At 51.6% G+C, this 21,442-nt stretch carries 22 protein-coding genes; 17 read left to right on the forward strand and 5 right to left on the reverse strand.

The genetic code is table 11. The annotated features are described in order from the left end of the window. Nucleotides 1–150: 150 nt before the first annotated feature. The 5 genes from tmk (at nucleotide 151) to F3F96_RS11450 (ending at nucleotide 4,824) form a co-directional block, all read left to right on the forward strand. Complete coding sequence (tmk, locus tag F3F96_RS11430; RefSeq protein WP_176963404.1) at nucleotides 151–783, forward strand: dTMP kinase; 633 nt, start codon at nucleotides 151–153, stop codon at nucleotides 781–783. Beyond that, nucleotides 780–1,706, forward strand: a complete 927-nt coding sequence (locus tag F3F96_RS11435; RefSeq protein ID WP_370465545.1) for an AAA family ATPase — start codon at nucleotides 780–782, stop codon at nucleotides 1,704–1,706. The genes tmk and F3F96_RS11435 overlap by 4 nt, the downstream gene beginning before the upstream one ends. Before the next feature lie 106 nt (nucleotides 1,707–1,812). Next, the gene (metG, locus tag F3F96_RS11440) at nucleotides 1,813–3,351 is read left to right on the forward strand and encodes a methionine--tRNA ligase (RefSeq protein WP_176963405.1); all 1,539 of its coding nucleotides are present in this window, start codon (nucleotides 1,813–1,815) and stop codon (nucleotides 3,349–3,351) included. 71 nt (nucleotides 3,352–3,422) lie between these two features. Continuing rightward, nucleotides 3,423–3,947 (forward strand): DUF2062 domain-containing protein, encoded by a 525-nt coding sequence (locus F3F96_RS11445; RefSeq protein ID WP_176963406.1) that lies wholly within the window; start codon nucleotides 3,423–3,425, stop codon nucleotides 3,945–3,947. Then, on the forward strand, nucleotides 3,931–4,824 hold the full coding sequence (locus tag F3F96_RS11450) for a fructosamine kinase family protein (RefSeq protein WP_176963407.1): 894 nt from the start codon (nucleotides 3,931–3,933) through the stop codon (nucleotides 4,822–4,824). Before F3F96_RS11445 ends, F3F96_RS11450 begins: the two co-directional genes overlap by 17 nt. Nucleotides 4,825–4,994: 170 nt before the next feature. Here the strand turns inward: F3F96_RS11450 and F3F96_RS11455 are convergent, their stop codons facing one another. Both F3F96_RS11455 and tldD read right to left on the reverse strand, forming a co-directional pair. Next, nucleotides 4,995–6,380, reverse strand: coding sequence for a TldD/PmbA family protein (locus F3F96_RS11455; RefSeq protein ID WP_176963408.1), 1,386 nt, complete (start codon nucleotides 6,378–6,380; stop codon nucleotides 4,995–4,997). Then, the gene (gene tldD / locus F3F96_RS11460; RefSeq protein WP_241697808.1) at nucleotides 6,377–7,801 is read right to left on the reverse strand and encodes a metalloprotease TldD; all 1,425 of its coding nucleotides are present in this window, start codon (nucleotides 7,799–7,801) and stop codon (nucleotides 6,377–6,379) included. Before tldD ends, F3F96_RS11455 begins: the two co-directional genes overlap by 4 nt. Before the next feature lie 265 nt (nucleotides 7,802–8,066). Between tldD and F3F96_RS11465 the strand changes: the two genes are divergently transcribed. Continuing rightward, on the forward strand, nucleotides 8,067–8,276 hold the full coding sequence (locus F3F96_RS11465; RefSeq protein WP_176963410.1) for a putative signal transducing protein: 210 nt from the start codon (nucleotides 8,067–8,069) through the stop codon (nucleotides 8,274–8,276). Continuing rightward, nucleotides 8,273–8,980, forward strand: a complete 708-nt coding sequence (locus tag F3F96_RS11470) for an EI24 domain-containing protein (RefSeq protein WP_176963411.1) — start codon at nucleotides 8,273–8,275, stop codon at nucleotides 8,978–8,980. The genes F3F96_RS11465 and F3F96_RS11470 overlap by 4 nt, the downstream gene beginning before the upstream one ends. Here the strand turns inward: F3F96_RS11470 and F3F96_RS11475 are convergent. Next, complete coding sequence (locus F3F96_RS11475; RefSeq protein WP_176963412.1) at nucleotides 8,968–10,713, reverse strand: ATP-binding protein; 1,746 nt, start codon at nucleotides 10,711–10,713, stop codon at nucleotides 8,968–8,970. The genes F3F96_RS11470 and F3F96_RS11475 overlap by 13 nt on opposite strands. Nucleotides 10,714–10,866: 153 nt before the next feature. Between F3F96_RS11475 and hflK the strand changes: the two genes are divergently transcribed. From hflK to F3F96_RS11495, 4 genes are all read left to right on the forward strand, one after another. Continuing rightward, complete coding sequence (gene hflK, locus F3F96_RS11480; RefSeq protein ID WP_176963413.1) at nucleotides 10,867–11,982, forward strand: FtsH protease activity modulator HflK; 1,116 nt, start codon at nucleotides 10,867–10,869, stop codon at nucleotides 11,980–11,982. Then, on the forward strand, nucleotides 11,979–12,854 hold the full coding sequence (gene hflC, locus F3F96_RS11485; RefSeq protein ID WP_176963414.1) for a protease modulator HflC: 876 nt from the start codon (nucleotides 11,979–11,981) through the stop codon (nucleotides 12,852–12,854). The genes hflK and hflC overlap by 4 nt, the downstream gene beginning before the upstream one ends. Before the next feature lie 24 nt (nucleotides 12,855–12,878). Beyond that, nucleotides 12,879–13,064 (forward strand): DUF2065 domain-containing protein, encoded by a 186-nt coding sequence (locus F3F96_RS11490; RefSeq protein ID WP_176963415.1) that lies wholly within the window; start codon nucleotides 12,879–12,881, stop codon nucleotides 13,062–13,064. 90 nt (nucleotides 13,065–13,154) lie between these two features. Continuing rightward, entirely contained in the window at nucleotides 13,155–13,376 is a 222-nt protein-coding gene (locus F3F96_RS11495) for a hypothetical protein (RefSeq protein ID WP_176963416.1), read from the forward strand. Between the two features lie 83 nt (nucleotides 13,377–13,459). On the opposite strand, the gene F3F96_RS11500 is transcribed toward F3F96_RS11495, so the two are convergent. Then, nucleotides 13,460–14,524 carry a cyclic nucleotide-binding domain-containing protein gene (locus F3F96_RS11500; protein WP_176963417.1) on the reverse strand — a complete coding sequence of 355 codons (1,065 nt, stop codon included), beginning with the start codon at nucleotides 14,522–14,524 and terminating at the stop codon, nucleotides 13,460–13,462. 162 nt (nucleotides 14,525–14,686) lie between these two features. Here F3F96_RS11500 and F3F96_RS11505 point away from each other — a divergent pair, with 162 nt between their 5' ends. The 5 genes from F3F96_RS11505 to F3F96_RS11525 all read left to right on the forward strand — a co-directional run bounded on the left by F3F96_RS11505 (nucleotide 14,687) and on the right by F3F96_RS11525 (nucleotide 18,481). Next, nucleotides 14,687–14,941, forward strand: a complete 255-nt coding sequence (locus F3F96_RS11505; protein WP_176963418.1) for a YfhL family 4Fe-4S dicluster ferredoxin — start codon at nucleotides 14,687–14,689, stop codon at nucleotides 14,939–14,941. Beyond that, nucleotides 14,938–15,483, forward strand: coding sequence for a guanylate kinase (gene gmk, locus F3F96_RS11510; protein ID WP_176963419.1), 546 nt, complete (start codon nucleotides 14,938–14,940; stop codon nucleotides 15,481–15,483). The genes F3F96_RS11505 and gmk overlap by 4 nt, the downstream gene beginning before the upstream one ends. 151 nt (nucleotides 15,484–15,634) lie before the next feature. Then, a complete protein-coding gene (gene rpoZ, locus F3F96_RS11515) occupies nucleotides 15,635–15,889 on the forward strand; it encodes a DNA-directed RNA polymerase subunit omega (protein ID WP_176963420.1) in 255 nt (84 codons plus the stop codon). A 46-nt stretch (nucleotides 15,890–15,935) separates the two neighbouring features. Beyond that, nucleotides 15,936–18,098 (forward strand): bifunctional (p)ppGpp synthetase/guanosine-3',5'-bis(diphosphate) 3'-pyrophosphohydrolase, encoded by a 2,163-nt coding sequence (locus F3F96_RS11520; protein WP_176963421.1) that lies wholly within the window; start codon nucleotides 15,936–15,938, stop codon nucleotides 18,096–18,098. After that, entirely contained in the window at nucleotides 18,095–18,481 is a 387-nt protein-coding gene (locus F3F96_RS11525; protein ID WP_176963422.1) for a RidA family protein, read from the forward strand. The genes F3F96_RS11520 and F3F96_RS11525 overlap by 4 nt, the downstream gene beginning before the upstream one ends. 99 nt (nucleotides 18,482–18,580) lie before the next feature. On the opposite strand, the gene rpmB is transcribed toward F3F96_RS11525, so the two are convergent. Then, entirely contained in the window at nucleotides 18,581–18,772 is a 192-nt protein-coding gene (rpmB, locus tag F3F96_RS11530; protein ID WP_176963423.1) for a 50S ribosomal protein L28, read from the reverse strand. A 233-nt stretch (nucleotides 18,773–19,005) separates the two neighbouring features. Between rpmB and F3F96_RS11535 the strand changes: the two genes are divergently transcribed. Beyond that, nucleotides 19,006–21,024: an ATP-dependent DNA helicase RecG gene (locus tag F3F96_RS11535; RefSeq protein WP_176963434.1), complete on the forward strand. Its 2,019-nt coding sequence runs from the start codon at nucleotides 19,006–19,008 to the stop codon at nucleotides 21,022–21,024. Nucleotides 21,025–21,442 lie beyond the last annotated feature (418 nt).

Below are 21,442 nucleotides of genomic sequence, written 5' to 3' on the forward strand. Positions count from 1 at the left end.
AGAACGCTAACGGCTGAAATGTGCGTGAGTGCATTGGCTCTGTAAAATGAGTGCAAAGAAATTGTAAAATTTCAAAATCAAAATTCGCTGGTTTACGAAATGGGCGCTATTGAGCAGCGTTAAGCTCTCTACGGTAGGGGGCAGGCTTCTGTGAACAGACTTATTACATTTGAGGGTGTGGACGGTTGCGGTAAGAGCACGCAGCTCAAACTTGCTGCTGCGTGGCTAGAGGCGCGTGGTGAAAAGGTGGTTTGCACCTTTGAGCCGGGTGATACAGCACTGGGCAAGGAGATTCGCAGACTGCTGCTGGCAGGTGAGTTTGTACCGGTTGCTGAGTCTGAACTGCTGCTGTTTCTGGCTGATCGTGCCCAGCATGTGCGCGAGGTGATTCAGCCTGCCCTTGAGTCCGGTGCATGGGTGTTATGTGATCGTTATTCAGACTCTACTTTGGCTTATCAGTTGGCAGCACGAAAGCTGGGTGATGGTGCGACCAATCTGAAAGAGATGCTCAACTTTGCTGAGTGTGGCGTAAGCCCGGCCCTGACACTCTGGTTTGATCTGCCTGTTGCCATTGCTGCAGAGCGTATGAAAAAGCGCGCTGAAGCGGGTGAGAAACCTACGCGTCTGGATGATGAGGCGATCTCATTCCATGAACGGGTAGCGGCGGCATTTGCCGCTCAGTTTGATGCTGATGAGGGGCGCATTGTTCGTATTGATGCAAGCCGGGATATCAAGGGTGTGAAGGAGCAGGTGGAATTGTTGTTACAGAGACGTTTTTCGTGATAGAGCTATTAGGCCATCAGGCCGTTGAGGAGCGTTTTGCTGATGCGATGCGTCGCAATCATATGCATCACGCATGGTTGCTGCATGGGGTTCGCGGTATCGGTAAGTTTGCATTGGCAGAGAAACTGGCTGCAATGCTGATGTGTGAAACGCATTCGGCATGCGGAGTCTGCCATGGCTGTCAGATGTTAAACGCAGGTTCCCATCCAGATCTCATCTCTGTTGGTCTTGAAGAGAAGAAACGTGATATCTCCATTGCTCAGGTACGGGAGATGCTCGGTTTTCTCTCTCTCAGTGGTGCCGAGAGTGAAAACCGGGTGGTGATTCTGGATGATGCCGACCGGCTGAATCATCAGGCTGCTAATGCGTTGTTGAAGGGGTTGGAAGAACCATCTCCGGGTAGTGTGCTGTTGATGGTCTGTGCTGATGCTATGAAGTTGCCTGCTACAGTTCGTTCCCGTTGCTTAATGCAGCACTGTTCTCCACTGACAGAAGATGATGTGCGTAGTGTGCTGGCATCCAGGCTGGATGCAGAGACGATCGGGCTGGCCGTTCAACTGGCCGATGGTTGTCCGGGTTCAGTGCGTTGCCTTGAGGATAGCTCGGTGGCCAAGGCTCTGGCGGAGTGGCAGAGACTGGTTGAAGACCTGAGTCAGGCCGATATCGGCAAGATTGATAACTGGTGTAGATCCAATGTGGCAACGGTGCCACACGAATTGATTATCCGGGCGCTGCTGCAACCTCTCTATCCGAGACTACAGCAGCCCCAAAGCAGCGGTTTTGAGGCCTTCGAGGCGGTTCACTTGGCCGTGAAGGCTTGTCTGCGCTGGCCGGGTGAGGTGATTCGACAGTCTCTTCGTGCTGCACCCACACTTCTCTCCAATGTGCTGGAGCTGCGTGCTGCACTGCGAACTTCAACGTAGGTAATCGAGGCTAGGATTCATCGCCAAGCGGGTTAGAGTGCGACCGTACCTGGCGTTAACAACAGGAAGTTATGAATAGCGCCTCATCAGGAGAATGGTCCACAGCATGGGAAATTACTACGTTACCACCCCGATCTATTATGTGAATGATGAGCCGCATCTTGGCCATATCTACACCACGATTGCAGCCGATGTGCTGGCCCGTTTTAAACGTCTGAGCGGTGAGAACGTCTTCTTTCTGACCGGCGTGGATGAGCATGGGCAAAAGGTGCAGCAGGCGGCGGAAGCGCGTGGCATTGAGCCGATTGAGTTGGCCAATCAGGTGGTGGCGCGTTACGAGAGCCTATGGCCTGAACTCTCCATCAGTAATGATGATTTTATCCGTACCAGTTCCGAGCGCCATAAGAAGGGTGTGCAGGCGATGTGGCGCAGGCTTGAAAATGCCGGTGCGATCTACAAAGATTTCTATGAAGACTGGTACTGCGTACCATGTGAAAGTTACTGGACTGAAACTCAGCTCAAAGATGCCGAGTGCTGGGAATCCAAAGGCTGTCCGGACTGTAAACGGGAAGTGGAGAAGATTCAGGAGGAGTCATACTTTTTCCGCCTGAGCGCTTTTCAGGATCGTCTTGTTGAACATATCAAAGCCAATGATGATTTTATTATGCCGCTCTCACGCCGTAATGAGGTGCTCAGCTTTGTTGAGGGTGGTTTGAGGGATCTCTCCGTATCCCGCACCACCTTCTCATGGGGCGTGCCTGTACCCGGTGATGAGAAGCATGTGATCTATGTCTGGATCGATGCGCTGACCAACTACCTCTCCGGTCTGGGCTTCCCTGATCAGGAGGTGCCGGAGCACTGGCCTGCTGATGTTCAACTGATCGGTAAAGATATTCTCCGTTTTCATGCCGTCTATTGGTGTGCGATGCTGATGGCAGCAGATCTGCCGCTGCCTAAGCGTGTCTATGCGCATGGCTGGTGGACTGTCGAAGGCGAGAAAATGAGTAAATCAAAAGGCAATGCGCTGCGTCCTGCCGATCTGCTGGCTGAATATGATGCCGATGTGATTCGTTACTTCCTGCTGCGCGAAGTGCCGTTTGGGCATGATGGGGATTTCTCATTTACTGCGCTCAAACAGCGCTATAACTCCGAATTGGCCAATGATGTCGGCAACCTTCTGAACCGATCACTGGCGATGCTGAACAAGTATCGTGATGGTGTCCTTGCTGAGGTGGATGAACTGACAGACGCTGATCGGGCGCTGATTGCTGATGTGAATGGCATGCAGGTTGATGTGGCTGAGGCGCTTGATCGACAGGCATTTCATCTGGCCATTGAGCGGATCAGCGTTGTGGTGCGTCATGGTAACCGCTATGTCGAAGAGAGCGCGCCCTGGGCACTGGCCAAGCAGGGCGATGACAAACGTCTGAACACCGTGCTTTACCATCTGGTGGAGACACTGCGTCTGGTAGCGCTACAGCTTCTGCCATTCATGCCGACCAAGATGGGGCTTATGCTTTCTCAGATTTATAACCGGGAAGTTGATATCGAAACGATCTTATATGCTGAACAGGGTGGCTGGGGTCTTCTAAAAGCCGGGCATCAGTGCGCCAAGCCGAGTCCGATCTTTCCGCGTATGGATTAGGAATCGATTTTGTGGAAAATTTAATCGCTTCGGAGCATCCTTAACCGCCATGAAGGTGAGGGGAGGCTAGGGTGCCAAGACGGCTACTGAAAAAGATTATGCCTGATCATAAAAAGATCAGAGAGCACAAACATCTGCGCTGCTTCGGCACGCTTCTGCATAATCCGGCACTGTGGCATATGAATCGTCACTCTGTTGCTAAAGCCTTCGCTGTCGGTCTCTTCTTTGCCTGGGTGCCGGTGCCATTTCAGATGGTGCTGGCTGCCGGTGGTGCTATCCTCTTTCATGCCAATCTTCCACTCTCAATTGTGCTGGTCTGGCTGACCAATCCGCTCACCATGCCGCCGATGTTTTATGGCGCCTATAAGCTGGGCGCGTGGCTACTCGGTGAAGAGCTGCAACATTTTGAAATGGAGCTCTCATTTGCCTGGTTGCAGCATGAGATGTCACTGATCTGGGCACCGTTCCTGATTGGTTGTCTGGTGCTTGGTATTGTATCGGCGCTGCTCGGTTTCTTCGGTATTCAGATCGCCTGGCGCCGGATGGTGGTGAAACGTTGGCGCAAAAGGCATCTTCGGCATGGTCGCCTCAGCTGAACTCTGGAGCCTGATCTCCGAGTCGCTGCACAATATCACTGGCTGTGGTGCAATCACTGATTCACACGCACTCTCCGGCGGCAGTATCAATTCGGCATATCGGGTCAACACAGAAGAGGGGGTACCCTATTTTGTCAAACTCAACACACTTTCGTCACTGTCGATGTTTGAGGCAGAGTCTGACGGTCTTGATGAGCTGGTCGCTGCCAACGCCATACGGGTGCCGTTGGCGGTAACCACAGGCAGTGGAGCAGGGCACAGCTGGCTGGTGAGTGAGTATATTAATCTTGGCAGCGGTGAGAGCACTTCCCAACGGCTGCTTGGTCTGCAGATGGCTGCCCTGCACCGGAATAGTGACAGCAGTTTCGGCTGGTATCGCGACAACACCATCGGCTCAACGGCGCAGATTAACACGGAGTCGGATAGCTGGGTGGATTTCTATCGCGACAATCGTCTGAAATTCCAACTCGATCTTGCCGCCAGAAACGGCTTCACCGGTTCACTGCAGTCCAAGGGTGAACGCCTGCTTGCCGATCTCGATAGCTTTTTCACCGACTATTCACCGCAGCCTTCACTGCTGCATGGTGACCTCTGGGGTGGTAATGCTGCCTTTGATGAGCAGGGGCAGCCGCTGATCTTTGATCCGGCCGTCTATTACGGTGACCGTGAGGCCGATGTCGCCATGACTGAACTGTTTGGCGGTTTTAGCACCGAGTTTTATGCGGCATACAATGATTCATGGCAGCTGGATACTGGATACAGAGTGCGTAAAACACTCTACAATCTCTATCACATCCTCAATCACGCCAATCTCTTCGCTGGTGGTTACGCCGCACAAGCCGAATCGATGATGGATCAACTCCTATCTGAAATCTAAAAAGGTATTAACCACGAAGGACACAGAGAGCAGGAAGAAAAGAACCATAAAAATTGGAAAGAATTTCGTCATGCATCTCATTTACAGTGAATATTGAAAGCTATTACTCCCTATCTAACGCTTCTTTGTATCTTCGTGTACTCTGCGTTCTTCGTGGTGAAAAGCAGTCTTTACTGACCTGCGACGGTCATGCCGGAGATGGCAATGCTCGGTACGGCAGAAGAGCCGAACCAGGTCAGGTCGGAGCCGACCATCTCGATATTGGCAAACATCTCTTTCAGGTTTCCGGCAATGGTGATGCCGGATACCGGCCGAACGATTTTACCATTCTCAATCAGGAAGCCTGCTGCACCGCGTGAGTAGTCACCGGTAACACCATTAACGCCGAAACCGATCATTTCGGTGACCAGCAGGCCGTTGCCGATCTCTGCAAACATCTGCTCCTGCGTCTGCTGGCCAGGATGCCAGATCAGGTTGGAGGAGCCGATACCGATATCACCGGTCAGGCCGCGCATGGCACTACCGGTCTCCGGTTGTTTGAGGCGTTTGGCGGTATAACGGTCGGTGAGAAAGCAGTTCAGGCGCCCATGATCGATAATGTTACGGCCAGTACAACGGGTGCCTTCGCCATCAAACAGGCGGTTACCCATGCCATCGGGGTGATCCGGGTTATCTTCAATGCGGACAAACTCGGGGAAAATCGATTGGTTTAATGCGTCGGCAAGAAAGGTGCGCTCCTGCAGGACAGCACGCCCGTTAATGGCTCCGATCAGATGACCGAGCATCGAGGTGGCAGTGCGTGGTTCAAAGATGACGGTGGTGCGCCCACTCTCCATGCTGCCGGGGTTGAGCATAGCAATCGCACGTTTGGCTGCTTCGTGAGCGATCATTTCCGGAGTTTTCAGATCGGAAGCGTGAAAGGCGCGGTGCCAGGCGTAATCGCGCTGCATCCCTTCACCACTGCCTGCAATCACTGAAACACTGAGTGAAGCTGAGGATTTGGCATAATCGGCTGCAAAACCATCACTGGAGGCGTAGGCAACATGGCTGCTGCCAAAGCTTGCATCGGCTCCCTCTGAATTACTGATCTCTGCTGAGTAGTTGCGGGCGATCTCTTCGCACTGCATCGCTGCATCACGCGCTTTCTCAATACTCCAGCCGTGATCCTGATCGGGATAGCGGGCACGCCATGCAGCCAGTTCATCTGCATTCGGGTGGTCTGCACCAACAGGTGGAACTGCATCGGGATCGGGTTCTGAGATCCTGGCCATGGCCACAACCTGATCAGCAAGTCTTTTCAGACCTGCCTCAGAGAGGTCGGAGCTTGAGGCGGTGGCAAAGGCCAGTCCTCTACCGGTTTCAACAAAGGCGCGCAGCCCCATGCCCTGTGCATCCTCGCGTTCAACCGACTCAACGGCACCGTTGCGGATACTTACCGAGTCACCGGTATCACAGACCGCCAGTGCATCGACATAGATGGCTCCGGCTTGTTTGGCACATGCAACCAGACGTTCTGCATGGCCACTGATCGATTTAATGGTGTCAGAGTGGCTCATGCTTCAGTTCCTCCTACGGTTAACTCATCAATGCGCAGGGTAGGCAGTCCCACACCGACAGGTACCGACTGGCCGCCTTTACCGCATGTGCCGACACCGGGATCAAGTTCCAGATCGTTGCCGATCATCGAGACCTTCTGCAGCACTTCATGGCCAGCGCCGATCAGCGTTGCCCCTTTAACCGGGTACTGAATCTTGCCGTTCTCCACGTAGTAGGCTTCCGAGGTGGTGAATACAAATTTACCCGAGGTGATATCAACCTGACCGCCACCAAAGTTGACGGCATAGATCCCTTTATCGAGGGAGCTGAGGATATCATCGGGTGAATCACTGCCGGCTAACATAAAGGTGTTGGTCATACGTGGCAGCACCGGATGGGCATAGGATTCTCGGCGACCGTTGCCGGTGGAGGCCTTGCCCATCAGACGGGCATTCTGCCGATCCAGCAAATAACCGGTCAGGATACCATCCTCAATCAGTATATTGCGCTGGCTGGAGGTGCCTTCATCATCGACATTGAGCGAACCACGGCGCTCGGCGATGGTGCCATCATCAACCACGGTAATACCCTTGGCGGCAACGCGTTGGCCAAGCTTATCGGAGAATACGGAGGTTCCCTTGCGGTTGAAATCACCCTCAAGGCCATGGCCGATCGCTTCATGCAGCAGAATGCCGGGCCAGCCGGGGCCAAGTACCACCGGCATGGTGCCAGCCGGCGCATCATGGGCATCGAGATTCAACAGGGCTAAGCGTACCGCCTTGCGCACCAGCTCTTCAGCCTGATCATCATCAGTGAAGCGGTGCAGTGAGAAGCGGCCGCCGCCACCGGCACTGCCGGTTTCGCGTTTGCCGTTCTGCTCAACCACGACCGATACATTCAGCCGCACCAGTGGTCTGGCATCATGAATGAACGCGCCATCCATGCGCACAATATGAATATCGGAGAATGAGGATGAGACGTTGGCAAAGACCTGTTTAACACGTGGATCGAGGCTTCTGGCCAGCTGATCCAGCCGCTCAAGCAGCGTTTTGCGTTGGGTGAAGTCGAGTCCTGCAGCCGGATTGCTGCCCTCATAGAGCAGGGGGGGTGGCGTGGCTTTGTGAATAGCGACAGGAGGCCGCTGCTGACCACTCTCGGCAATGGCACGAGCCGAACCTGCAGCCTGCATCAGGGCATCAGAATCAAGGCGGTCTGTAAAGGCGTGACCTGCCGCTTCGCCTTTAATGACACGTGCACCAAGCCCCTGATGGGTGGATGCAGAGACATGTTTGACGCGTCCCTCTTCAAGTGCCAGTGATTCTGAAACACTATGTTCAAGGTAGAGGTCACCATCGTCGGCACCGGCCGGAAGCATGTGCGAAAGGACGGATTGAAGGGTTTCAATGGAGACTGGAGGGGTATCTAAGTTTTGATCAGGCATATCGGCAATCGTCATGGCTGACCGGAATCTGTCAAGCCTAAGGATGCTCTGGAAAAGTCAGAACATCCATTGCAAGCCATGGATGGCTTGCCAAAATCATGCAAAGTAAGTGCTTGATTTTGTAAGCGAAGGCAAAACCACGCTTTTACCTTCGCGTTCTGAAAAACTACATGGACGTAGTTATTCAGAGCTTCCCTAAAAGATAAGTGGGATTGATTGGTTACTGCATTTGGATTTTGCCTGAGCAGGCTCTATGCTCTGCCACATGGTTGAATTAATGATAGTTTCCGATCAGGTCATGTTGCAGGTGATTTGTGATGCACTGGCATCCAGATCAATCTGTTTTCGTGTTGAGAACAGTGGCATGCAGGCCTTGATGCCGCTACCGGGTGTGATGGATGCGCGCATCCTTGTCGATGAGGATGATCTGGCCGCGGCCGAAAAGATACTGGATGATCTGGAGTTGAATGGATGATTAAAGGTGCATTGGCTTTTCTGGCAGGACTGAAACTTCTCTTTCAACGCAGTGAGTTGCGGGCACTGTTGTGGCGCATGCTGGGTCTGCTGTTTCTATTTATGGTGCTGCTCTCCACGGCGGCCTTCTGGGGTGTCGACTATCTTGCTACGCTGTGGATTCCGCAAGGTGATGCCTGGTACTGGCAGCTGCTCTCATGGTTTGTCTGGCTGCTGGCCCTGCTGCTGGCCTTGATCAGTGGCGCAATTGCCTATGTGACACTTGGTTCGGCAGCGGTGGCACCGTGGCTGGATGAGCTGGCCGGGCGTACAGAGATGATATCCGGGCAGTCGGTGCGCCCCGAACCTGTCCCATGGCTGACACTGGTGCTACAGAGCCTGACCAACTCTCTGCGACCACTGCTGGGGCTGCTGCTGTGGGGTGGGGCAGCACTACTCTTTTTCTGGTTACCACCAGTGGCCACTGCAATCTGGAGTTATGGCTGTGTTCGTTTTCTGATGTATGAGTTGATTGATACACCGGCCTCGCGCCGAAACTGGGACTTTGCCGGACGAAAAATACGACTGAATGAAAAGCGCTGGTTCTATCTCGGTTTTGCAGGCCTTGCCGCATTGATGCTGATGGTGCCAGTTCTTAATCTGGCCGTGATTCCTGCTGCAGTTGTCGGGCTCTCCAGCGTTATCAAGGAGCCTCAGGAGTCCTGAAGACGTTCATGAATCAGACGGCTGAACGTGCTGATTTCAAATGGTTTGGAGAGCTGAATCTCTGTTTCGCTGTTTGAATTGCCTGCGGCACGATCAATTTTATCATAACCGCTGATAAACAGGGCTTTGACGTCAGGGTTGATTTTGCGAATTTCAAACAGTGCATCTGAACCGCCCAGCTTAGGCATCACAGCATCAATAATAATCAGGTCGATGCGCTCTCTGTAGGATTTGTATAACTCGACAGCCATTGCACCATCGGCTGCTGTGACAACCTGGTAATTCAGTCTTTTCAGGATCTCGCGTCCTGTGGTGAGCAGACCAAGATCATCATCCACCAGCAGGATGGTCTCGCCATGGCCACTGATCAACGTACTCTCTTTCTCAAATGCTATCTTACTGCCTGACTGATCGGTTAACGGCAGGTAGACATTAAACAGTGTCTCTCCGTCCAGTTCAGTGGAGATAAAACCGCCATGGCTTTGCACTGCGCCGAGTGCCATGGAGAGCCCCAGCCCTGTGCCTTTGCCGACTTCTTTGGTGGTGAAGAACGGTTCAAAGATTTTTTCGCGGTCTTCTCTGCTGATGCCACAACCATTGTCACGAATGCTCACACAGGCATAAACCGGGGCATCTGCATCAGGATGTTGTTTTCGGAATGCATCGGTCACGCTGATTTTCTCAAGTTTAAGACAAATCTCAGGTTCACTGGTTTCTGCAACAGCATCGCGTGCGTTATTGATCATATTCAGGATCACCTGATGCAGAAGATGGATGTCACCGGAGATGGTCATCGGCTCTCTGGAGATATCGAGGATAAAATTGATATGTTCGGGCGTGCTGCTTTTGTGAAGCTTGCCTATCTCCTTCAGGTAACCATTAAGACCGATCGGTTGCATGGTGATGGTGCCACGACGTGAAAAAGCGAGCAGTTGCTGGATCATCTCAGCTGCTGAGAAAGCGAGATTCTCAATGCCTTCAAGCTGCGAAACTATCTCGGGACGATCTTCTATCTCATCCTTGATCAGGAAGATGTTGCCGGTAATGGCTGCCAGGGAGTTGTTGAAATCATGGGCGATACCACCAACCAGCGTGCCGACAGCCTCCATCTTCTGGGCCTGATAGAACTGTTGCTCCAGTTTTTCATGGCTCTCGAGATTCTGTTGCAGGCCGATGAAGTGGGTGATCTCACCTCGACCATTGAGGATAGGGGAGATACTCATCATGGCAGGATAGAGTGAACCATCCTTGCGCTTATTGATGATTCTTTTTTGCCACGTGCAGGCACTCTCAATAGTTGATGCCATCTCGCTGTAAAAAACGGCATCGTGTTTGCCGCTCTTCTGAATGTTTGCCCGCTTGCCAAGGGCCTCTGCAATGGTGAAGCCTGAGAGTTTTGTGAATGCGGGATTCACAAACTCGATAACACCATGCCTGTCGGTGATGCAGATCGCCTCCTCGGTCTGGTTGATGGCGCTGGAGAGTTTCATCAGGTGAGCATTGGAGATATCGAGTTTGTTGGTGGAGAGCTGCGCATAAATACCGAATAGCAGAAACAGGATAAACAGCAGACTGCGTATATAAATTTCAAACGTTGAAGGGGATAACAGCTGTTCGAGAAAGGGTTCGTGAGAGAAAAAGGCTGAATCGATGGCTGAATCGAGAAGCCATACCGCGATGCCGCAGCCAATGCCGATAAATATGAATTTCTGCTTTATTATAAATGAGTGCATAAAATGAGTGTAGATGAAGATTCGCAAACTGCAAAAGTAACTGTAAATAGACCTGCTTATATGCGGCAAGATAAATCCCCGTAAAACGTAGGGGATGCAATGGCTGAATCACTTGGCTACACTCCCGCACTCTACAATCTTTGGAGGTCAGGCATGCCCTGGAGCAACAATGATAACAATCAGAATCAGAACCCGTGGGGTAACCGCGGCAATGGTAGCGGTGGTGGTAACCAGACCCCTCCCGATCTCGATGAGGTGATCCGTCGCCTGCAGGAGCGCTTTGGCGGCTTCTTCGGTGGTGGCAGTGGTGGTTCGACTTCCGGCGGTGGCGCTCCAAATCTGAGCAAAGGTTTGATCTCCGGTGTGCTGGCGGCAGTCGTACTGTTCTGGGGAATGACAGGCTTTTATATGGTAGCAGCCGATGAGGAGGCCGTAGTTCTCCGTTTCGGTAAACATGCGGCGACCAAGGGTCCGGGCTTGAACTGGGCGATTCCATATCCGATTGAAACGGTTGAAAAACTTCCTGTAACACGTGTTCAACGACTGGAGATTGGTTTCCGTCAGTTCTCTGATGGTGCGATCCGTAAACGCGCTAATGAGTCATTGATGTTGACCAAAGATGAAAATATCGTCGATATCTCATTCATCATTCAATACAAGATCAAAAGTGTTGAGGATTTCCTCTTTAATATCGACAGCGCCACCAAAACGGTGCGTGATGTGGGTGAGTCTGCAATTCGTGAAGTGATCGGTCGTACCTTGATCGATGATGTGCTGACGACCAAGAAAGCGGAAGTGGAAGTGGAGACGCAGAGTCTGATTCAGCAGATTCTTGATGGCTATGAAGCCGGTATCTCGGTAAGTACGGTCAAGTTGCAGGATGTACAGCCACCTGAACGTGTGATCAAAGAGTTCAAGGATGTGGCAAGTGCGCGAGAGGATCGCGAGCGTGCCAAGAATGAGGCTCAGGCCTATGCCAACGATATTATTCCTAATGCCCGTGGTGAAGGTAAGAAGATGGTTCTTGATGCTGAAGCCTATGGTAAAGCGGTTGTTGAACGCGCCAAGGGTGAAGCTGATCGTTTTAATAGTATCCTGACTGCTTACAGGCTTGCACCTGAAGTGACCCGCAAACGTCTCTATATGGATACCATGCAGGAAGTATTAAGTCGTGCTGACAAAATTATTATTGATGGCGCTGTAGCTGGCAGTGTGTTGCCGTATCTTCCGCTCGACCGAGTGAAGAATAAGGTGGAGGTGAAGCGATGAGCCCGAAACAGACCCTGATAGCGATTGTAGCGGTGGCAGTAGCCACCATCATCGGCATGAGTGCATTTGTAGTGGATCAGCGTGAACAGGCGCTGGTGCTGCAGTTCGGTAATCCCAAGGATGTTGTGAAGGATGCAGGCCTGCATTTCAAACTTCCATGGCAGAGCGTGGAGACTTTTGATTCTCGCCTGCTTGAGAGTGATGTGCCGCCCAATGAAGTGATCACCAAGGATAAAAAATCGATTCTGGTGGACAACTATGCTCGCTGGCGTATTACCGATCCGTTGAAGGTCTATCAGGTCGCACGTACCCAGACTGGTGTGGCTGCCCGTATGGATGATGTGGTGCGTGGTAAAGTACGTGAGGTGCTGGGCCAGCATACCCTGCACGAGATCGTCTCCGGTGGTGACAAGGCGACCCTGCGTGTTGAGTTGATGCAGACGATTCGTGATCGTGCTGATGAGGGCGTCAAGGATTACGGCATCACCATTATTGATGTGCGTATCAAACGTGCTGATCTGCCCCAGGAGAACTCGGAAGCAGTGTTCCAGCGTATGAAAGCTGAGCGTAACCGTATTGCCAAGGAGTATCGCTCCGAGGGTGAAGAGGCTGCCAAAGAGATTCGCGCCACAGCTGAAAAGACTCAGAAGACTATTCTGGCTGAAGCCTATAAGCAGTCCGAGATTCTTCGTGGTAAAGCTGATGCTTTGACCACAGCGATCTATGCCAAGGCTTATGACAGGGATCCCAAGTTCTACGCCTTTACCCGCTCGCTTGAGGGCTATCGTAAATCGATTGACGAGAATACACGTCTGGTGATCTCACCGGATTCTGAATTCTTCAACTTCTTCCAGCAGTCCAGGAAACAATAGAGTCGGATAACAGGAAACTGTCGCATGGATGATCTCTGGACCGCTTTAGGTCTGGTGCTGGTGATAGAGGGGGCGTTTTACGCCCTCTTTCCTCAAGGCATGATCGATATGATGCGCAGGCTTCCTGATATTCCGGCCCGCTCTATTCGCGTCGCAGGCATTGTGGCCGTTGCTATCGGCTGGTTAGTCGTTCGCCTGGTGCGCGACTGAGTTACAGTCTAACCTGTTGATAACGCTTGGCTAAACCAGCTACTATGAATGAAATGGACCATTACCCTTTTTTTGTATATGGTCTCCAGCATGAAGTTGAATCCTCCTGATTACACGAAGCGGATTGAAAATTGTAGGTTTCGCCTGAGCAATGATAGCTGCTGCCATGCAAAGAACCCTCTGCGTCCGCACACATGTAACGGCTACTGCGTGGAGAAGCTAGATGCTTGGTTAAGGGCAGATCATCCTGAACTGGATGATGAGACAATTACCGAAATTATTATCGAATTTACTGATCATGATCGCGGCTGATCTCCTGGCGCTGAACTGATTCAGCACCTTGTTTAACCTCTGATTATAACAATTCCAAATAGTGATTGAAGCGTGAAGCTGATTTATTGATCAAGTTGTTGGGTCTGCAGCTCGTTGAGTCGGCCCATAATCTGTGACTGATTTCTCTCCACATAAGCAAAGAGAGCATTGCGTAGTGGGGGATAAGCCTCAACCACATTTTTGAATGCTGCGTAGGGGATGTGGGCGATAATGACGCTGCTGTTGGCAACCATATCTGCAGGACAGCCCTGAGCATGGATGGCTGAGGATTCACCAACAAATGAGCCCGGCACCAGTGTTTTCAGCTCTTTGATGGTGTCGTTATTGCGCATCTGAAAACAGGCCACCCCTTTGACCACCAGATCAACATGATCAAGTTTGTCGCCCGCTTTATGAATCATGGCACCACCAGGGTACTGTTTGAGGTGACTGGCTTCTGCCATATGCTTGCGCATCTCCAGCGGTACATTCTGCAGTAGCGGTGATGATGAGATCAGTGCTGTGATTCTGCGGGCATCGGCTTTGCGCTGCAGGGCAATTTTAAGGCTTGGCAGGTTATCCAGCGCAGCCAGCATCTTCTTGCGAGGCAGCTTGGCAATAACCGAATCTTTGTTGGCCACGATATCCGACTTATGTGGGCCGGGGGTGAAGAGGTAGCTTTCACCCACCACATTGCCGCTGGCAATCAGGTTCAACAGCACAGGTTTGCCGTCTTCGCTGCGGATAAATTCAGCCAGTTCACCCTCACAAACCAGATAAACCGTCTCTTCATGATCACCGCGGTGAATCAGATGACGACCCTCTCTCAGTTTATGCTGGTGCAGTCGCAGCCATAAACGGTTACGCATCGTTGATGGCAGCAGCTGATCCATTCGATCTTCATGGGGGTCACTACTGTCGCGTATGCGGCCGATCTGAGGAAATTCACTGACCAGAGCATCGGCCTGCTCATGTTCACCTTTCTCAATCAGTCGGCTGTGCAGCTGGCGCAGGATTTCGGTAGCTGTTGCCTGTTTATTTGTCTGCAGCAGTAGTTCGGCATACTTTTTCAGATAGCTTTCATTATCCGGGTAGAGGGCTACCAGATCGGCATAAACTTTAAGTTGATTATTTTGATCTATTGGCATGCTCTGATTCCCACTCCCTCGACTGCGGGTAGACTATGACCTATCTGCCTGTTCGAAAATAGGAAAATCGTCTAACTGATCTATTTGCAGGTAAAAGACTTCGCTTTTGTCTGTTCTGCTTATTAGTGTTCAGCTCTCTTTTATCGCCAGTGGAGGATTTGCATGGCCCTGATCATTACTGACGACTGTATCAACTGTGCGGTCTGTGAGCCTGAATGCCCCAACCTTGCAATCTATGAGGGTGAGGAGATCTTTGAGATTGATCCCGATCGCTGTACCGAGTGCGTAGGTCATTTCAATGAGCCGCAGTGTCAGTTGGTCTGCCCGGTTGATTGTATTCCGCAGGATCCGGATCGCGTTGAATCCGCAGAGCTTTTGCTGATCAAATACGAGAGTCTGATAGGGGAGGTCGCATGAGTGGACGACTGTTTATTGTTTCAGGTCCATCAGGAGCAGGTAAATCAAGCCTCTGTGCCGCACTGTTGAAGTCACAACCACAGCTGCAACTGACTATATCATGCACCACACGTAAGCCGCGACCGGGTGAAGTGGATGGGCGGGAGTACCATTTCCTCTCTAAAGAGGAGTTTATAGACCAGTGTGAAGCAGGGGCCTTCCTGGAGTGGGCCAATGTGCATGGCAATATGTATGGTACCCGGCAATCTGATGTTGAAGTCATCATGCAGCGTGGCCGCGATGTGCTGCTGGAGATCGATTGGCAGGGGGCCGCGCAGGTAGCTGAAAAGATACCTGCCGCTATTCGGCTGTTTATCCTGCCGCCTTCACTGCAGGAGCTGAGGAGTCGCCTCACCAGTAGAGCTCAGGATGATATGGAGACTGTCGAGCGCCGCGTGGCCGCTGCTGAGCAGGAGATGGCTCATGCCGATGAAGCGCATTATCAGATTGTGAACGATAACTTTGATGATTCTCTGCAGCGTTTGCAGGTCTTGTTGCAGTAATATCTGCCTCTAACATGTTCTATGGTTGCATTTTGTGTAACCTCTCATAGGTTTAAGACATTATTATGGGATGCTTTGAGGTTCAGAGTGTTCGAGTGATCTGAAAAGGCGCAAGGATGCGCTTTTTTTGATAGAAGTTGGAGGTAGCCGTATGGCTCGCGTAACAGTAGAAGATTGCATTCGTTATTATCCTAATCGCTTTGAGATGGTTCATCTTGCATCCAGGCGTGCGCGTCAGCTGCTTAACGGTATGCCTGCCATGCTGGAAACCGAAAATGATAAACCTAGCGTTCAGGCTCTGCGTGAGATGGGTGATGGTTATATCTCATGGGATGTTCTCTTTGATCAGGATGATCAGGAGCGTCGTCGCCTGGATCAGTTCGCCGATGAAGAGGGCGAAGCCTGAGTTATGCTTCGGCTTACTCTTAGCTGATCTCTATTCTCATTAAGTTTTGAGTCGCATATTTGAAATTACCGAACAAGTAGCATCGTATGCGCCGAAGGCTGATCTTGATCTGATCAACCGCGCCTATGTGTTTGCCGCCCATGCCCATGCCGGGCAGGCGCGCAACTCAGGTGAACCCTATATTACCCACCCCTTAGCCGTAGCCGATATTCTAGCCAGTCTTGGTATGGATGAGTCGACCGTGGTGACAGGCCTTCTGCACGATACCGTTGAGGATACCAGTGTCACACTGGATGATATCCAGCACCATTTTGGTGAAGATGTAGCTCAGCTTGTTGATGGTGTGACCAAAATCGGTCAGATCCATTTTAACTCAAAAGAGCACAAACAGGCAGAAAATTTCCGTAAGATGATTCTGGCTACGGCCAAGGATCTGCGCGTACTGATCGTCAAACTGGCAGATCGCCTGCATAACATGCGTACGCTCGGTTTTATGTCTGATCGTAAACGACGCTCCATTGCTGAAGAGACGATTCAGATCTATGCGCCATTGGCACACCGCCTGGGTATTCACTGGGTTAAGCAGGAGATGGAAGATCTTGGTTTCTCCTACCTTGAAGGCGATGCCTACAAAGAGCTGCTGGGTGAAATGGCAGGGCGCCTTGAGGGGCTCAATCATACCCGGGAACGACTGGAGAGTATTATCCAGGAGGCGCTGCAGCGACACGGTTTGAAGGCGCGTGTGCAGGGGCGCATGAAACACCTCTACAGTATTCACGAGAAGATGCAGCGTAAACATGTCGATTTTGACCAGATTTTTGATCTGGTGGCATTCCGTGTCATCGTTGATGATATGGTGACCTGTTATCAGGCCATGGGCATTGTACACAGCCTCTATCGTCCGGTTCCCGGCCGTTTTAAAGATTATATCGCCTTGCCAAAACCCAATGGTTATCAGTCACTGCATACCACCGTGATCGGGCCTGAGAATTTCCGTATCGAGGTGCAGATTCGTACCGAAGCGATGCACTCCTATGCTGAAGATGGTGTTGCTGCACACTGGGCCTATAAAGAGGGATCTGATGCCAGCGGCGAGGGCGATAGCTTTAAGTGGCTGAAGCAGCTGACCGAATTGCTGCACGATGCTGATAATCCGAGTGAGTTTCTTGAAAATGTGCGTCTGGATCTGTTTGTGCAGGAGGTCTACGTATTCAGTCGTGATGGTGACATCTTTGCGCTGCCGCGTGGAGCAAGACCACTTGATTTCGCCTATACCGTGCATACCGATATCGGTCACCATTGCATTGGCGTTCGCATCAACGGTGAGATGGCTGACTTCTCAACCCGTTTGAGAAACGGTGACTCCATCGAGATTATGACCAGCCCTGATCAGTCGCCAAGCCGGCAGTGGCTGCAGTATGTGAAGACTCCGCGTGCCCGTCACTCGATCCGCCAGTGGTTCAGAAGGCAGGAGAAGGAGACCTGTGTTCGTATGGGGGCGAAGATTCTCAAGGAGTCTGTGGGCAGAAAAGATGTTAGTAAGGAAGCTCTGAAACAGCTGCAGTGCGCCGATATGGAGGCATTGAAGATTCAGCTTGGTCGCGGTGATATACCGATCCATGATCTGCTCAACGCTGTTGATCAGGAGCAGCGAAAGCTGCCGTTGAAACTCAGTGGTTTTAAACGCTCGCTGATGCATCCTGCTGAGTGCTGTCATCCGATTCCCGGTGATCCTGTGTTGGGCCAGTTCAGCTCCGGCGAAGGCATGATTCTGCATCATCGCAAGTGTGTTGAGGTCTCCGACAGGGAGTACAAAGACTGGCTTGAGGTGGAGTGGGGACTTGAGGCGGGTCAGCTGTTTAGAACAGGCATTGAGGTCCGTGCCCATAACGAGCGTGGCATGCTGGCCAGGGTGACCAAAACGATTGCCGATGCCTCTTCGGGTATTGACGATCTGAAGCTCAAACAGCGTGGTGGTTCGATGACGGTGCTGCTCTTCCTTGTTGAGGTGGAGGATCGTAAACATCTGGCTGTGGTGATGCGCGCGCTTAAATCGATCGAAGGTGTGGTGACGGTAAGTCGACGTAATCAGGTGGGGCTGGGAGAGAATAAAGAGAGCTCTTCACGTGCTCTTGGTGAAACGCTGCGTGATTTCTTTAGTAGAAAAGGGCAATCAAAATCGACAGATAAAAAGGAAAAACAGACATGAGTTCAATCAAGATTATCCATTCAGATGATGCACCTAAGGCAGTCGGCCCCTATTCGCAGGCCGTGTTATCCGGTGGCATGCTCTATGCATCAGGTCAGATCGGACTTGATCCGGAGGCAGGCAAGCTGGTGGCTGATGATGTTGAAGCACAGGCACTGCAGGTGACAAAAAACCTATCTGCTGTACTGCAAGCGGCGGGTGCATCGTTGAGTGATATTCTCAAGGTGAATATCTTTCTTACAGATATGGCCGACTTTCCACGCGTCAATGCGATCTATGCTGACTGGTTGGGTGATCATCGTCCGGCCCGGGCTACCGTTGCTGTGTCAGCACTGCCCTTGGGCGCTGTAGTAGAGATGGATCTGGTCGCTACTGTAGATTAAGTAGTTTAAACGAATGGAACAACTCAAAGCACAACAAAATTAAAGAACAACAAAAAGGGCGCCCCGAAAGGCGCCCTTTTTATAATTGAGTGTGTTGAATCAGGCGGCTTTTACAATCTTGCCGGAGCGCAGGCAGCTTGAGCAAACCTTCACTTTACGTGTCTGACCTTCAACAACTGCACGGACCTGCTGCAGGTTAGGCAGAAAACGACGACGAGTCGTATTATGCGCATGACTGACATTATTGCCTGACATAGGGCCTTTTCCACATACTTCACAACGCTTTGCCATTTGACTATACCTCCGAAAACGGGGCGCACTTTAGGTGAATGCTTCCCGGCATACAAGTAAAAAATGGCGGTTTTTTCAATGAATCGAAATATATCGCAATTTTCCGTTAAGAAGCCGGAGGTTATAGCAGTTATAGAGGCTATGCGAGGTAATAGATCCAATGCTGGTCACAACTTCAGCGTGATGGTTGTTTGCGGGTTGAGCAGAGCTCATTGATCGTTCAAGATAAGGCGATGTACGATATTCTGGCTCAACCGATGACCCGCATTGCAGGGGTAGGTGCCGCGCTTGAAAAGCGGTTGTTGACGCGTGGTATCGCTTGCATGGGTGATCTGCTGCTGCATCTGCCCAAGGATTACGTGGATGATCGCCATGTTTCTGCGATTGCCCACCTTCAGGATGGTGTGAGTTCCCGCATTATTGGTCGTATCATCAGTAAGCAGGCGCGCGGTTTCGGTCGTAACCGGCAGGTTATGATCAGACTTGCTGATGATTCCGGTCAGATTGCACTCAATTTTTTCCACTCCGGTTACATGATGAGCGATGCCCGACTCTCCGAGGGACGCGAGATATCTGTGCGTGGTGTGGCAGAGCACTGGAAGGGTTATCTGCAGATGAGTCATCCCGAATGGTGCGTGACTGAATCATTTAATCCCGGTTTTCAACCTGTTTACGCCAGCCTTGCCGGCCTGGGCGGCAAACGCATCGGCAACATTATCCGGCAGATTCTCTCGCTTATGCCTGCCAATGCTCGCAGTCCTCTTGATGCTCTATTGCAAGAGCAGTTCCACTTTCCTACTCTGATTGAAGCATTTAAACGGATTCACCATCCCGATGAGTTGGGGCGTGATGGGCTGGTTCGGGCTGAGGCACGGTTGAAAAGCGAAGAGATTATTATCTATCTGCATCTGATGCGGCAGAAGAAAAAGGCCGCCGTCTGCTCAGCCGTTTGTCTGAATGATGAAAAACAGAGCAGTGCTCTGCATGACTCTTTTCCTTTTCCTCTTACTGATGCGCAAAACTCGGCCTGGTCGGATATTTCAGCTGACCTGCAATCGGGAAGTCGTATGCACCGATTGCTGCAGGGTGATGTGGGGGCTGGTAAAACATGGATTGCAGCCCTTGCTATGGCCAGAGCAGCAGGCAGTGGGGCGCAGGCGGCTCTGCTGGCACCCACTGAAGTGTTGGCCAATCAACATGCTGAGACACTGCATGAGCTGTTTTCACCGCTTGGCATCGAGGTTGCCCTGCTCACCGGCAGCACCCGTGCCAAAGCGCGCCGCGAGATGCTGGCCCGACTTCAGAGTGGAGCGTTGCAACTGATTGTCGGTACGCATGCGCTGCTCACTGAGGATGTGCTGTTTGATCATCTGGCGCTGGCGCTGGTGGATGAGCAGCATCGCTTCGGTGTTAAACAGCGCTGGGCACTGGCTGAAAAACAGAATGAGGGGAAAAAGGCAGTGCACCTGCTTGGTATGACCGCCACCCCGATTCCGCGCTCGCTTGCTCTCGCCCTCTACGGCGATATGGATCTCTCGATTATGCGAGGTATGCCACCGGGTAGAAAACCTGTTGAGACGCGGGTGATTGCTGCTGAGAAGATGAAACCGATGGCCGATGGCATGCAGCGTATTCTTGATGCCGACGGGCGTATCTACTGGATCGTGCCGCGCATTGATGAAGATGAGGATGGTGTCTCGGTTGATCAGCGCGTTGAGCTGCTCAAAGGTTATTTTCCGGATGCCAATGTGATCGGTCTGCACGGCCGTATGAAAGGAAAAGATAAAAATGGTGCCCTGAATGCCTTCTCTACAGGTGAGTGTAAAATCCTAGTCTCCACCACGGTGGTGGAGGTAGGTGTGAATGTACCTGAAGCGCGCCTGATTGTGATTGAACAGGCTGAGGCTTACGGGCTTGCTCAACTGCATCAGCTGCGTGGTCGGGTAGGCCGCTCATCGGAGCAGGGCTACTGCATGCTGGTGGCTGGTTCTGAGGCTTCAGAGGGCTCCATGGCGCGACTGAAGAAGATGGTGAATACCCATGATGGTCTGGAGCTGGCAGAAGCTGATCTGGCCATTCGTGGTGGCGGTGATGCTGTTGGTACACGTCAGCATGGTGAAGCCGGTTTCCGACTTCTGGATATGTCCGAGGATGCAGCCCTGATTCGTCAGTGGCACGAGAATCTTCCCGATTTCACACCGACTGAGGCGATGCAACGCTTCTGGCGCCCCTTCGCAGAGTCGACCGATTAATTGCTCGGACAGGTCTGTTCACACCCCGGTTTCGCTGGAGGCGTTGAAAAAAAAGGACTTCTGACAGCTATCCACAGAAACTGTGGATAACTTGGTGGATAGAATAGCCCATATCATTACTTTTCAATAACGGTGACTTCTTTCTGGCTTCTGCCTAAATTTTATGCACCACATTAATGCCTTTTATTTCAATGTGTTATGAGCATATGGAAAAGAAAAAACTCTAGTTGGTAAACGGTCCCCATAAATCGACTTCAATTCATTCAGCGGTGGATAATTAGCTGTAATAGCGAGTTAAGTGACATTTCGTGTTGGTTTTTTCCTCCTTTTTTGTGCCAAATGTTCCGCCACTAAAACCTGTTTTCGTTTTTGTGTAAGTCCTCTATGCCGATGCACGAGTTCCTTGAGGCGGCTGTTC

Origin of the sequence: Mariprofundus sp. NF, assembly GCF_013387455.1 — a bacterium.
Lineage (GTDB): Bacteria > Pseudomonadota > Zetaproteobacteria > Mariprofundales > Mariprofundaceae > Mariprofundus.

Coding starts and splice junctions, on each gene's coding strand:
- gmk (WP_176963419.1), top strand. CDS start 14,938: ATGAGTGGACGACTGTTTATTGTTTCAGGTCCATCAGGAGCAGGTAAA.
- F3F96_RS11490 (WP_176963415.1), top strand. CDS start 12,879: ATGGATGATCTCTGGACCGCTTTAGGTCTGGTGCTGGTGATAGAGGGG.
- F3F96_RS11465 (WP_176963410.1), top strand. CDS start 8,067: ATGGTTGAATTAATGATAGTTTCCGATCAGGTCATGTTGCAGGTGATT.
- F3F96_RS11495 (WP_176963416.1), top strand. CDS start 13,155: ATGAAGTTGAATCCTCCTGATTACACGAAGCGGATTGAAAATTGTAGG.
- F3F96_RS11500 (WP_176963417.1), bottom strand. CDS start 14,524: ATGCCAATAGATCAAAATAATCAACTTAAAGTTTATGCCGATCTGGTA.
- F3F96_RS11505 (WP_176963418.1), top strand. CDS start 14,687: ATGGCCCTGATCATTACTGACGACTGTATCAACTGTGCGGTCTGTGAG.
- hflC (WP_176963414.1), top strand. CDS start 11,979: ATGAGCCCGAAACAGACCCTGATAGCGATTGTAGCGGTGGCAGTAGCC.
- tldD (WP_241697808.1), bottom strand. CDS start 7,801: ATGCCTGATCAAAACTTAGATACCCCTCCAGTCTCCATTGAAACCCTT.
- F3F96_RS11535 (WP_176963434.1), top strand. CDS start 19,006: ATGTACGATATTCTGGCTCAACCGATGACCCGCATTGCAGGGGTAGGT.
- metG (WP_176963405.1), top strand. CDS start 1,813: ATGGGAAATTACTACGTTACCACCCCGATCTATTATGTGAATGATGAG.
- F3F96_RS11455 (WP_176963408.1), bottom strand. CDS start 6,380: ATGAGCCACTCTGACACCATTAAATCGATCAGTGGCCATGCAGAACGT.
- F3F96_RS11450 (WP_176963407.1), top strand. CDS start 3,931: ATGGTCGCCTCAGCTGAACTCTGGAGCCTGATCTCCGAGTCGCTGCAC.
- F3F96_RS11470 (WP_176963411.1), top strand. CDS start 8,273: ATGATTAAAGGTGCATTGGCTTTTCTGGCAGGACTGAAACTTCTCTTT.
- rpmB (WP_176963423.1), bottom strand. CDS start 18,772: ATGGCAAAGCGTTGTGAAGTATGTGGAAAAGGCCCTATGTCAGGCAAT.
- rpoZ (WP_176963420.1), top strand. CDS start 15,635: ATGGCTCGCGTAACAGTAGAAGATTGCATTCGTTATTATCCTAATCGC.
- F3F96_RS11475 (WP_176963412.1), bottom strand. CDS start 10,713: ATGCACTCATTTATAATAAAGCAGAAATTCATATTTATCGGCATTGGC.
- hflK (WP_176963413.1), top strand. CDS start 10,867: ATGCCCTGGAGCAACAATGATAACAATCAGAATCAGAACCCGTGGGGT.
- F3F96_RS11525 (WP_176963422.1), top strand. CDS start 18,095: ATGAGTTCAATCAAGATTATCCATTCAGATGATGCACCTAAGGCAGTC.